The organism is Qipengyuania aquimaris, assembly GCF_020171965.1.
In the GTDB taxonomy this organism is placed as follows: Bacteria; Pseudomonadota; Alphaproteobacteria; order Sphingomonadales; family Sphingomonadaceae; genus Qipengyuania; species Qipengyuania aquimaris_A.
On the sequence record NZ_JAIUZK010000002.1, the window covers coordinates 989110 to 1001573 of the forward strand.

At 61.6% G+C, this 12464-nt stretch carries 11 protein-coding genes; 10 read left to right on the forward strand and 1 reads right to left on the reverse strand.

Annotation, left to right across the window (positions count from 1 at the left end; genetic code table 11):
• Positions 1-11 precede the first annotated feature (11 nt).
• From LCM24_RS12580 to LCM24_RS12620, 9 genes are read left to right on the forward strand one after another with little or no spacing between them, the layout of a single operon-like run.
• The gene (locus tag LCM24_RS12580; RefSeq protein ID WP_090479324.1) at positions 12-632 is read left to right on the forward strand and encodes an NADH-quinone oxidoreductase subunit J; all 621 of its coding nucleotides are present in this window, start codon (positions 12-14) and stop codon (positions 630-632) included.
• The gene (gene nuoK, locus LCM24_RS12585) at positions 629-934 is read left to right on the forward strand and encodes an NADH-quinone oxidoreductase subunit NuoK (RefSeq protein ID WP_090479321.1); all 306 of its coding nucleotides are present in this window, start codon (positions 629-631) and stop codon (positions 932-934) included. The genes LCM24_RS12580 and nuoK overlap by 4 nt, the downstream gene beginning before the upstream one ends.
• 6 nt (positions 935-940) lie before the next feature.
• Positions 941-2932, forward strand: coding sequence for an NADH-quinone oxidoreductase subunit L (nuoL, locus tag LCM24_RS12590; RefSeq protein WP_224804806.1), 1992 nt, complete (start codon positions 941-943; stop codon positions 2930-2932).
• The gene (locus LCM24_RS12595) at positions 2932-4476 is read left to right on the forward strand and encodes an NADH-quinone oxidoreductase subunit M (protein ID WP_224804808.1); all 1545 of its coding nucleotides are present in this window, start codon (positions 2932-2934) and stop codon (positions 4474-4476) included. The genes nuoL and LCM24_RS12595 overlap by 1 nt, the downstream gene beginning before the upstream one ends.
• The gene (gene nuoN, locus LCM24_RS12600; RefSeq protein WP_224804810.1) at positions 4476-5930 is read left to right on the forward strand and encodes an NADH-quinone oxidoreductase subunit NuoN; all 1455 of its coding nucleotides are present in this window, start codon (positions 4476-4478) and stop codon (positions 5928-5930) included. Before LCM24_RS12595 ends, nuoN begins: the two co-directional genes overlap by 1 nt.
• The gene (locus tag LCM24_RS12605) at positions 5927-6649 is read left to right on the forward strand and encodes a biotin--[acetyl-CoA-carboxylase] ligase (protein WP_224804812.1); all 723 of its coding nucleotides are present in this window, start codon (positions 5927-5929) and stop codon (positions 6647-6649) included. The genes nuoN and LCM24_RS12605 overlap by 4 nt, the downstream gene beginning before the upstream one ends.
• A 3-nt stretch (positions 6650-6652) precedes the next feature.
• A complete protein-coding gene (locus LCM24_RS12610; protein ID WP_224804814.1) occupies positions 6653-7429 on the forward strand; it encodes a type III pantothenate kinase in 777 nt (258 codons plus the stop codon).
• Positions 7426-9081: a ribonuclease J gene (locus LCM24_RS12615; RefSeq protein ID WP_224804816.1), complete on the forward strand. Its 1656-nt coding sequence runs from the start codon at positions 7426-7428 to the stop codon at positions 9079-9081. The genes LCM24_RS12610 and LCM24_RS12615 overlap by 4 nt, the downstream gene beginning before the upstream one ends.
• 17 nt (positions 9082-9098) lie before the next feature.
• Entirely contained in the window at positions 9099-9374 is a 276-nt protein-coding gene (locus LCM24_RS12620; protein ID WP_224804981.1) for a DUF1467 family protein, read from the forward strand.
• 4 nt (positions 9375-9378) lie between these two features.
• On the opposite strand, the gene LCM24_RS12625 is transcribed toward LCM24_RS12620, so the two are convergent.
• On the reverse strand, positions 9379-11988 hold the full coding sequence (locus LCM24_RS12625; protein WP_224804818.1) for an ATPase: 2610 nt from the start codon (positions 11986-11988) through the stop codon (positions 9379-9381).
• A 72-nt stretch (positions 11989-12060) separates the two neighbouring features.
• Between LCM24_RS12625 and LCM24_RS12630 the strand changes: the two genes are divergently transcribed.
• Positions 12061-12360 carry an Hpt domain-containing protein gene (locus LCM24_RS12630; protein ID WP_224804820.1) on the forward strand — a complete coding sequence of 100 codons (300 nt, stop codon included), beginning with the start codon at positions 12061-12063 and terminating at the stop codon, positions 12358-12360.
• The last annotated feature ends 104 nt before the right edge of the window (positions 12361-12464 follow it).

The window sequence follows — 12464 nt, forward strand, 5'->3', positions numbered from 1 at the left end:
ACCGGGGCAACATGATCCAGACTATCGCCTTTTACATGTTCGCGATCATCATGATTGCATCGGCCGTGATGGTAATCACGGCCCGCAATCCGGTGCATTCCGTCCTGTGGCTCATCCTCGCCTTCTTCAACGCCGCCGGCCTTATGGTGCTGGTCGGTGCCGAGTTCATCGCGATGCTGCTGGTCATCGTCTACGTCGGGGCAGTCGCCGTGCTGTTCCTGTTCGTGGTCATGATGCTCGATATCGATGTCGCGGCCATGCGCGCGGGCTTCATTCGCAATTTCCCGCTGGGAATCGTCGTGGCGCTGATCCTGCTTGCCGAACTGGTGCTGGGCATCGGTGCCTATAACGTAGGCGCGATCAACCTCGGTACGCCGCCTGCAGGCGATGCGTCGGTCGTGGCCGAAAGCAATACTGCCGCCATCGGTGCGCTGCTGTACAGCAAGTATGTCTTCCTGTTCGAGATCGCCGGCATCATTCTGCTCGTCGCGATGATCGGGGCGATCGTCCTGACCCACCGTCCTTCCAAGTCGAAGCGCGGCCAGCAGGACATCGGCAAGCAGGTCCGCCGCAATCCCGACGAGGCAACCGTCATGAAACAGCCCGAAGTGGGCAAGGGAGTCGAGCTGTGATTGGCATCGAACACTATGTCGTCGTCAGCACGATCCTGTTCGTGCTTGGCGTGCTGGGGATTTTCCTCAATCGCAAGAATATCATCGTCATCCTGATGGCGATCGAACTGATCCTGCTCGCGGTGAACATCAACATGGTCGCGTTCAGCGCCTTCCTGGGCGATCTGGTCGGGCAGGTCTTTGCCATGTTCATCCTGACCGTTGCTGCTGCCGAAGCCGCCATCGGTCTGGCGATCCTGATGATCTATTTCCGTGGCCGCGGCACGATTGCGGTCGACGATGCGAACCGGATGAAGGGGTAAGCAACCGTGCAATCGATCCTCGTCATCGTATTCCTGCCGCTGCTCGCGTCGAGTGTCGCGGGACTGGTCAACAAGAGCGCGCCGAGCGTGTTCGCCAAGAGCATCACCACGGGCGGCCTGTTCGTCTCCTGCGCCCTTAGCTGGCCGATCTTCCTGTCGTTCTGGTCCGGCAATGCCGAAGCGACAGTCGTCCCGGTCCTCACGTGGATCCAGTCGGGTGCGCTGAGCTTCGACTGGGCGCTGCGCGTCGACACGCTTACTGCCGTCATGCTTGTGGTCATCACGACCGTGTCGGCGCTCGTCCACCTCTATAGCTGGGGTTACATGGACGAAGACCCGGACCAGCCGCGCTTCTTCGCCTATCTCTCGCTCTTCACCTTCGCCATGCTGATGCTGGTGACCGCCGACAACCTCGTGCAGATGTTCTTCGGTTGGGAAGGGGTGGGCCTCGCCAGCTACCTGCTGATCGGTTTCTGGTTCAAGAAGCCGAGCGCGAATGCGGCCGCTATCAAGGCCTTCGTGGTAAACCGCGTCGGCGATCTCGGCTTCATGATGGGCATCTTCGGCACCTTCTGGGTATTCGGCACAGTGTCGATCCCCGAAATCCTCGAAGCGGCCCCTGGCATGAGCGGGGCGACCATCGGCTTCCTGGGCCTTCGCGTCCACACGATGGATGTACTGTGCATCCTGCTTTTCATCGGCGCGATGGGTAAGTCGGCGCAACTTGGCCTGCACACATGGCTTCCGGATGCAATGGAAGGCCCGACGCCCGTCTCCGCGCTGATCCATGCCGCGACGATGGTCACCGCCGGCGTCTTCATGGTCTGCCGCCTGTCGCCCATGTTCGAGACCGCGCCGATCGCGCTTGCGATGGTGACTTTCGTAGGTGCTGCTACCTGTATCTTCGCTGCGACCGTCGGCACGACGCAGTGGGACATCAAGCGCGTCATCGCCTATTCGACCTGTTCGCAGCTTGGCTACATGTTCTTTGCCGCAGGCGTGGGCGCCTATGGCGCGGCAATGTTCCACCTGTTCACGCACGCCTTCTTCAAGGCGCTGTTGTTCCTCGGTGCAGGCTCGGTCATCCACGCGATGCACCACGAGCAGGACATGCGGTATTACGGCAATCTGCGTAAGCACATCCCGCTCACCTTCTGGGCCATGATGATGGGCACGCTCGCGATTACAGGCCTCGGCATCTATCACCTCGGCGTTGGTTTCGCAGGCTTCTGGTCGAAGGATGCCATCATCGAGGTCGCGTTCGCGCGCGGTACCGAGCTCGGCAATTTCGCGTTTTGGATGGGCGTGTTCGCAGCGCTGCTCACCAGCTTCTACAGCTGGCGCCTGATGTTCCTCACCTTCTGGGGCAAGCCGCGCTGGATCGAGAGCGAGCACATCCAGCACTCGGTCCACAAGACGCCCGAAGAAGCGGGCGAGGACACGACCGGTGGCTATCACCCGCATGAAAGCCCCATTTCGATGCTGATCCCGCTTGGGGTCCTTTCGCTCGGCGCAATCTTCGCTGGTCAGGTGTTTGCGCCTGCATTCCTCGACAGCGCGTCATTCTGGAGTGGTTCGATCTTCTACAATGAAGCGCTGATCCATGCGATGCATGCGGTGCCTTACGCGGTGAAGTATGCCGCCCTGATCGTCATGCTGATCGGCCTTTTCGTCGCCTGGCTTGCCTACATCAAGGATACCTCGATCCCCGGCAAGGCGGCCGAGCAACTCGGTCCGATCTACCGCTTCCTCTACAACAAGTGGTATTTCGACGAGCTCTATCACTACCTCTTCGTCGTGCCGGCCTTCTGGCTGGGCCGCCAATTCTGGAAGCTGGGCGATATCGGCACGATCGACCGCTTCGGGCCCAATGGCGTGGCCTGGGTCGTCGAGAAAGGTGCCGTGGGCGCCAAGAAGTTCCAGACCGGATATTTGTATAGCTATGCGCTGGTGATGCTCCTCGGACTTGTCGCCGCCGTCACCTGGGTGCTGTTCTGATGGAGTTCCCCATCCTCTCGCTCATGCTCGCCGTGCCGCTGGTTGCGGCCATCGCCTGCCTGTTCCTGAATGCCGGCAGCGCGCGAATGGTCGCGTTGTTCGCGACGCTGTTCAATCTCGCGCTCGGCATCCTGCTGTGGCTCAATTACGAGATCGGCGGCGCGCAGTGGCAGTTCGTCGAGCGCGCCGAGCTCTTCGCCGGGTTCAGCTATGCCCTCGGCATCGACGGCATCGCGCTGATGCTCATCATGCTGTCGGTATTCCTGATGCCGATCTGCATTCTCGCCAGCTGGGATTCGATCACCAAGCGTGTGGGCGAATACATGGCGGCCTTCCTGCTCATGGAAGTGTTGATGATCGGCGTGTTCGCCGCGCAGGATCTCTTCCTGTTCTACATCTTCTTCGAGGCCGGCCTGATCCCGATGTACCTGATTATCGGTGTCTGGGGCGGCGATAACCGCATCTACGCGTCGTATAAGTTCTTCCTCTATACGCTGCTCGGTTCGGTGCTGATGCTGATCGCCATGCTGTGGATGGTGAACGAGGCGGGCACGACCGACATTCCCACGCTGATGCAGTACGACTTCCCGGTCGATGCGCAGCTGTGGCTGTGGCTGGCGTTCTTCGCGAGTTTCGCAGTGAAAATACCGATGTGGCCTGTCCATACCTGGCTCCCGGACGCCCACGTCCAGGCACCGACGGCGGGTTCGGTCATTCTGGCTGGCGTCTTGTTGAAACTCGGTGGCTATGGCTTCATCCGTTTCAGCCTGCCGATGTTCCCCGATGCCAGCGCCGATCTTGCCTGGCTGGTCTTCGCGCTTTCGATGGTCGCCGTGATCTACACCTCGCTGGTCGCGCTGGTGCAGGAAGACATGAAGAAGCTCATCGCCTATTCCTCCGTCGCCCACATGGCGATCGTGACCGTCGGTCTCTTCGCGTTCAATGTGCAGGGCCTCGAGGGCGCGATGATGGTCATGCTCGGCCACGGCCTCGTCTCGGGTGCGCTGTTCCTGTGTGTCGGCGTCATCTACGATCGCCTGCATACGCGTGAGATCGCCCGTTACGGCGGCCTGTCGATCAACATGCCGAAATACGCGCTTTTCTTCCTGCTGTTCACCATGGCATCCATCGGCCTGCCGGGGACCAGCAACTTCGTCGGCGAATTCCTCGCCCTTGCAGGTATCTACAAGGTTTCGACTTTCGTGACGCTGGTGTGCACCACCGGCATCATCCTTGGCGCTGCCTACATGCTTTATCTCTATCGCCGCGTGGCATTCGGCGAGCAGGTCAATGCCGACGCTGCCCGCATGCCCGATCTCAATGCCCGCGAATGGGCCATGCTCGCACCCATCGCCGCCGCCGTGCTGTGGATGGGTGTCTATCCGGAAAGTTTCCTCGCCCCGATGCGCCAGGACATTGCCACCCTTGAAGCCCGCCTCGCCAGCGTCGCGCCCGAATATGACAGCGCACTGACGGTAGGCACGCCCGATGAACACGCTGCGAATTACATCGACGCAGAGCACGGATCGGAGGGAGAGCACTGATGTCCTACGCCAACTCGCTCTACCTGACCGGTGCGGAAGTCGGACTTTCGATTGCCGGCCTGGCCCTTCTGCTCGCCACCGCCTGGACGACGCGTTCTTCGGCCCGCGCCATTACGATCGCCGCGGTTACCGCGCTTTTCGGCGCCCTGATCTTCAATCTCTCGCTCGCGAATGATGGCGTAGGCGCTGCGGCATTCGGTGGCCTGCTGGAAGTGGATGCATTCAGCATCTTTGCAAAGTCGCTCGTCTACATTGCGACCATCGCCTGCCTGATCGTCGCCCCTCGCTACTTCGGGGATCGTGGCCAGTTCCGCGGCGAATTCGCCGTACTGATGCTGTTCAATGCAGTCGGCATGGGCATCATGGTGTCCGCGGTCGACCTGATGACGCTGTATATCGGTCTAGAGCTGTCGAGCCTATCGTCCTATGTCCTCGCAAGTTTCGCGCGGCGTGACGACAAGTCCAGCGAAGCCGGCCTGAAGTACTTCATCCTTGGTGGTCTCGCCTCGGGTATCATCCTTTACGGCGTCAGCCTCGCCTACGGTTTCTCGGGTACGACAAGCTATGACGGCGTCAGGGCAGCATTCGATGCGGACTTCTCGACCGGCGCGCTGTTCGGCGTGGTGTTCGTGCTCGCCGGCCTTGCCTTCAAAGTCGCGGCAGTCCCGTTCCACATGTGGACGCCGGACGTCTATGAAGGCGCACCGACACCGGTCACTGCATTCTTCGCCAGCGCACCCAAGGTTGCTGCGGTCGCCATGCTCGTACGCATGGCAGCCGTCCCGTTCGGCGGTCAGGCGGATGCGTGGCAGCAGATCGTCATCTTCGCGGCCCTCGCTTCGATCGTTGTGGGTGCACTTGGCGCCATCGGGCAGCAGAACCTCAAGCGCTTGCTGGCCTATTCGTCGATCAACAATGTCGGCTTCATCCTTATCGGCCTTGCCGCGGCGACACCGGCCGGGATTTCCGGCGTGCTCGTCTACCTTTCGATCTATGTCTTCATGACCATCGGCAGCTTCGTTGCCCTGCTCATGCTGCGTACCGAGAAGGGTGAGGCGCTTGCGACCTTCGACGATATCTCCGGCCTTTCAACCAGCAGTCCGGCGCTGGCTTGGTGCCTGCTCGCCCTGATGTTCAGCCTTGCGGGTATTCCGCCGCTGTTCGGGTTCTGGGGCAAGTTCGTGGTCTTCCAGGCAGCCGTGCAGGCCGACATGATCGCACTGGCCGCCATCGGTATCGCAGCCAGCGTCATCGGCGCGTTCTACTACATCAAGTTCGTCAAGGTCATGTTCTTCGACGAGCCTAAAGGCGACGCTCCCGCAAAGGCACCGGTTTCTCACTGGGTTGTCCTCGGCCTGTGTGTCCTGGTCATTTCCCCGCTCGGATATCTGCTTACGCCGTGGCTGGGATCGGTAGCTGACGCTGCGGCCCAGGCGCTGTTCTTCGCAGCTTGATCGAGTACCTAGCCGAAACCGGTTCGACCAACGCGGATCTGCTGGAGCGCGTTCGTCAGGGCGAACGCGTCAGCGAAGGCAATTGGCTGGTCGCCGACCGCCAGCTGGCCGGGAAGGGCCGGCAGGGCCGCACGTGGTTCGACGGTGCGGGCAATTTCATGGGTTCTACCGTCGTAAAGGTCCGCGAGAGCGATCCTCCCCCGGCGAGCCTTGCGCTAGTTGCAGGCCTGGCGGTCTATGAAACCGTCGTCGCGATGGTCAGCGAGCCGGGCGCTCTGGCCCTGAAATGGCCCAATGACCTGCTCCTGCGAGGCGCCAAGCTTGCAGGCATCCTTCTGGAGCGCGAGGGTGATGCGATCGTTGTCGGCATCGGTGTGAACCTCGGCAAGGCGCCCGATCTTCCAGACCGCGAGACCATCGCCCTGTCGGCCCTGGGACCCGCTCCCGATCGTAACCAGTTCGCGACTTCGCTCGCCCGGCAGCTGGATACCGAACTCGACCGCTGGCGGACCTTCGGCCTGCCACCCATGATCCGGCGCTGGGAGCTTGCGGCGCATGCTTTGGGGACGGAGCTTCGCGTCCAGCCACCGGGTGAAGATGTATTGCTGGGTGCATTCGCCGGACTGGACGAAAGCGGGGCATTGCAATTGCGGTTGCCTGATGGCGAAGTGAAGGTCATCCATGCTGGTGACGTGATGTTGGCACGAGAGGAGGGCTGATCCATGCTGCTTGCAGCCGATGTCGGAAATACGAATGTGGTCTTTGCGCTTTTCGAAGGGCGGCAGATCAAGGCACGCTGGCGCATCGCGACCGATCCGCGGCGGACCGGTGACGAATATGCGGTGTGGCTGCTGCGCCTGCTCGAACTGCAGGGACACGCGCGCGATGACATCGACCAGATCATCATTGGTTCGGTGGTCCCACGTTCCATCCACAATCTCACCGTATTGGCGCAGAAGTACTTCGGGATCGAACCGCTGATCGCAGGCCAGGATGCGGCAGAGTGGGGCATCGCCATCGATGTAGACGACCCGCGAACGCTGGGCGCCGACCGTGCTCTCAACACAATTGCGGCCCATGCGAAGTACGAGGGCGATTTGATCGTTATCGACTTCGGCACCGCCACGACCATCGATGCCGTCGATTTCACCGGTGCCTACAAGGGCGGGATCATCGCGCCGGGGATCAATCTTTCGCTCGATGCGCTTGTCGGAAACACGGCCAAACTGCCGCGTATCGCGATCAGGAAACCCGACGACGAAAACGTGATCGGGCGCAACACGGAAGACCAGATGCTGATAGGCGTATTCTGGGGTTATGTAGCCCTTATAGAGGGTCTTGTGGACCGTATGCGCCGCCAGATTGGCCGACCGGCCAAAGTTGTCGCAACCGGCGGACTGGCTCTCCTGTTCGACGAAATCACCGACCTGTTCGACGAGGTGGATAGCGACCTCACCTTGGATGGTCTTGCCATGCTGGCTGAAAGGGCCTCCGCTTGAAAAAGAACTTCACCCCCGAAGACGAACTGCTGTTTCTCGCGCTCGGCGGCTCGGGCGAGATCGGGATGAACGTCAACCTCTACGGCTGCAACGGCAAGTGGTTGATGGTCGATCTGGGCATGACTTTCTCGGGCGGCGAGTATCCGGGGGTGGACCTTGTGTTCGCCGACCTCGAATTCATCGAGGAGCGGACGAAGCAGCTTGAAGCTATCGTCCTCACCCATGCGCATGAAGACCACATCGGCGCCGTGCCATACTTCGCAGCCGACCTTGGCGTGCCGATCTATGCGACGCCGTTCACGATGGAACTGGTACGGCGCAAGCTCGAGGAAGCGGGCCTGCTTGGCGAAATCGAGCTGCACGAGATCGAAGAGGACCACGGGAGTTTCCAGGTCGGTCCTTTCGAGGTCACCTACATTCCGCTGGCCCACTCGATCGCAGAGGGCAATGCGCTGCTGATCGACACGCCGCATGGCAAGATCTTCCATACCGGTGACTGGAAGCTGGACGACGACCCCATCATTGGTGAGCCCGCGACGGATGAAGAACTGACCGAGATCGGCGACGATGGCGTACTCGCGCTGGTGTGCGATAGCACCAATGTCTTCAACCCTTCGCCGAGCGGTTCGGAAGGCGCGGTCTACAAGGGCCTTCTCGAGGAGGTCCAGAAGCACAAGGGCAAGCGGGTCCTCGTGACGACATTCGCCAGCAACGTGGCCCGTTTGCAGACACTCGGAAACGTCGCGCGCGAAACCGGACGACAGCTTTGCGTGGCCGGTCGATCGCTCGACCGGATCATCGAAGTGGCGCAACAGAACGGATACCTCGAAGACCTGCCGGAACCGGTGGATTTCGACACCGCCATGGGCCTGCCACGAGGCGAAGTAATGATTCTGGCAACCGGCGGGCAGGGTGAGCCGCGGGCGGCACTTTCGCGCATTTCCGAGGACAATCACCCGCTGGAACTCGTGCCGGGCGACGTGGTGCTCTTCTCAAGCCGCCAGATCCCGGGCAACGAGCTCTCCATCGGCGCTGTCCAGAATCGTCTTGCCGAAAAGGGCGTGACGATGGTGACCGACCGGCAGAGCATGATCCACGTATCGGGCCACCCTGGCCGTCCGGAGCTCGAGGCGCTCTATGGCTGGCTCCGGCCCGAGATACTCGTCCCTGTCCATGGCGAGATGCGGCACATGCAGGAGCAGGCGAGGTTCGGCCGCGAAAACGGCATTCCCGATGCCGTCGTCCAGCAAAACGGCGATATCGTGCGACTTGCGCCCGGTGCGCCGGGCACGATAGCCAAGGTCAGGGCAGGGCGCCTGGTCCTGGATGGCGACATCATCGCCCCGGCCGATGGCGATGCGATCGTCATGCGCAGGCGGATCATGCATGAGGGCGTAGTAATCGTCGCGCTGGACAGCGATCTATCCCCGCGCATCGACAGTATCGGCTTGCCACTCGACGAGGACTACGGGGATTTCACCGAAGAAGCGTTGGCCGACATCCGTCAGGCCATAGGCAAGCTCAAGGGCAAGGACGCCCGCAGCGCCTCGGCGGTACATGAGGCGGCGCGGCTTGCAGCACGTCGGGCAGCCCAGCGCTGGTCAGGCAAGCGTCCGCAAGTGCGTGTCCTCTTGCCAGAGAACCTGGGGTAAGCGTCATGGAACTGCCGATGCAGTGGACCTCGATCCTTGCGATCTACGTTCTGTTCTGGGTCGTCAGCGCCTTCGTGCTGCTGCCGTTCGGGGTTAAGACGCCGGACGAGGTCGGGGCGACGAAGGTGCCCGGCCAAGCCGACAGCGCGCCGGTGAACTTCCGACCCGGCGTGATTGCAGTGCGCGCCACGATCCTGTCGATCGTCCTCACCACGCTCTACGTGCTGAATTACGCCTACGGGTGGATCGAGGCGGAAGACCTCATATTCTGGGGACCGACCGTCAACCGGTGAGCCTTTAGTTACGCAGGCGTTCCAAAGCCTGTGCCATCGCCACGTACAGCTTGCCCATGTCGCTCGATAGCAAGGTGACGCTGATCGCGTTGCCGTCGCGCGTGGACAGCAGGTTGCGGAGCAATGCTTCGAAATCGTGGATGTAGCGATTGGCGTGTTCGCGGAAGTCCGGATCTTCGTCGTAAAGTTCGGCGATCTCGCGGGCTTCACCATTGTCGATCAGGCGGACTGCGCGGCGTGTGAAAATCCCGCGATCCCCGCGTAGGTAACTCGCCCAGGCACTGTCGGTCACCTCGGCCGAAAGGGCCTTGGAGATATCGATCGCGTTCGAGTTCAAGCTTTCGGTGATGAGCGCGACGCGGCGCGCGAAATCGCTGTCGACGCTGTCGGTGGCTTTTTCGCGTGCATGGGCGATGCGGGCTTCGAGATTGCCCGTCAGGTCGTTGAGCCGCTTCAACTGGTCGCGCAGCTGCTTGGTCGCGTCGCGCGCAGCATCGCTGGACCGCTTGCGAGCCTCGTCGAGGCGGGCGAGGGCGGTATCGGTATGTTCCGCCAGGGCGTTGTCGATCGCTTCGGCGCTGCGTTCCGCAACCGATTTGGCGAGTTTTTCGACCCGCGCCGTCTCTTCGCTTTCGATTGCCGTCATCGCATCGCGTGCGCTCGTTTCCAGCGCTGCAATTGCTGTGCGCAACTCGCCCTGGACGCGTTCGGCGAGCTGTTCGCTCTCGGCCGATAGGGCAGTGATACCCGAGCGCAGGCGTTCGACGCTGTCGACCTGGGCTGCGGCTGTCTCTCCGAAGCCTGACTGGAAGTTTTCGAATCCTTCCATGGCTTCACGCGTACGGCGTTCGACCTCGGCCATGCCTTCGGTCAGCGTGTCACCGGACCTGCGTGCTTCGCCAAGCAAATCGCGGATTTCCGAAGTCCGACGCTCGATCTGGGCAAGACGATCCTCCGAAGCCTCCATGGCGACGGGCAGATCCTCGCGGCTTTGGCGCGCGCTGGCCTGGATTAGTTCGAGCAGGCGCACGCTGGCGTCGGTTAGTGATGCCACGGCTTCGTCGGTCCCATCGAGAGCCTCGCGGCTGCCGATCAGCTTCTCGTTCAAGGCATCGATTGCCGTCGCTAGCGTTTCGTTCGCTTCGCGGCCCTGGCCGGTGACGGTTTCGAACGTCGTGCCGAGATTGGCGATCTTTTCCGCCAGCGCATCACCTTCGGCGGCGATAACAGTCATCTGGTTGCGCTGGGCTTCGCGGCGTTCCGCGATCGCTGCGTCGATCGCGCCCAGTTTTTCGGCCAGTTCGTTGCTGATGCGATCCTGCTGTTCGCCGAGAGCGGTAAGACGCTGCTCCGCCCCGTGATCCAGCGCTTCGCCATTGGCGCGGATTTGGGTGTTGATGGATTCCGCCCGTTCGAACAGTACGTTAAGTCGTGCGGTCGCCGCTTCGATGACGGCAGCGTCCATCTTCTCGATCTCGCTTACGGCATTGGCAAGACGGTCCTTCATCTCGGCGACCTGGGTGTTCCAGGCATCCATGGCACCTTCTTCACCCTTGCGGATCGCTCCCGATGCCTGCGCGGCTTCGACCCGCAAGGCGGTGAAACGTTCGCGCATCGAGGATAGTGCCAGCTCTTCTTCGGCATTGGCGGTCTGTTGTGCTTCGGCCAATTCGCCGCGCAGCGTTTCGGAACGCGTGCGGATAGCGGCAAGGGCCTCTACCTCACGGCTGTCGAGGTCTGCGCGGGCTGCCTCGCTGCCTTCGCGAAGAGCCGCGAAGCGTTCCTCAGCGATGCGTTCGAGATCGCCGGCCTGTGTCGAGAACGCCTCGACCGCTTCGTCGACCCGCTCGCGCAGGGAAACGACCTGGCGTTCGCTGGCGGCACCGAATTCGTTGAGCCGCTCGAACCCTTCGACCAGTTTGTCGAGCTGTTCCTGCGCATTCCGGCCGGCTCCACCGATCTGATTCGTCACATCTTTTGCCGAAGTGGCGATGACGGGGAGGCTGTCCCGCAGGCGGGTCATGTTGTCGAGCGCTGTAGTGCTGACGCTAGCAATGGCGTCGACCTGCTCGCCATTATTACGGACAAGGCCCTGCAGCCGGTCGGCGTGTTCCGACAGGCGCTCGCTCGCGGAACGGCCCGCAAATTCGAGTTCGCGTGACTGGCTTTCGAGAAATTCGCGCGCGAGGCTCAGTTCGCGGTTCACGACTGCAAGCTTGGCTTCGAGCCGGGCCGATTCCTCGGAAAGCGACCTTGAAACCTCGCCAAAGCGGCGCGCCTCCACCGTGGAATTGCGACGCGCCAGCATCAGGAGGGAAACAATCAGGAGGACCGGGATCGCCCACGCGGTGATCCAGCCGCTCCATTGCTGCGGCGTGCCGCCAAGAAGGATCTCGCTACGGTGGGCCCAGGCGTAAAAGCCGCTCCAAGCCGCAGTCAGCAGCGCGGCAAGGGCAGGGGCGATCCATCCGGCGCGGGAAAGCGGTTCGGGCTCTTCGTCGAACCATTCCTCGGCCTCGACAAATTCCTCTTCAAGTTCAAGAGCTTCCGGTTCCTGGACCGTTTCGGTTGCAGGCTCACCCTCGACGACACTGATGTGCGAACGCTTTCTCATAGTCGGCAAGGCTACCACTTTTGCCGTATCCTTAAAGCCTCTTTAACTCCGTTCGACGTATTTCGTGGCTCCATGGCCTATCATTCTGCCAGTTTTGACAGTGCCTTGGCGAAGGCGGCGGGTGAGGATGCCCGGATCGCTGCCGAATTGCGTTCGGCGTTCCTGGGCAGCGTCGAACAGCGGTTGGACCTGCTCAAGAGAGCGCGCTGCGATGCCAATTGGTACCAGGCGGCAGAACGGTTGCGCGGCCTTGCGGCGAGCTTTGCGGCAGATGAACTGATAACGCTCGCCGAAAGCGCCCTGGATGCGGCGCCCGGAGAACCAACCGTGGTTCGCTCCATCGAGGCGTTCATCGATAATTTCGGGGAATAGGCGAGGGCGACATTGGTCGCTCCTTCCAACTCAGGCACTGTGCTCCTAAGGTCGACTGACGTCGTCGGAGAACAAAAGTCGTGCGCATTGCCTTGCTGTCTACT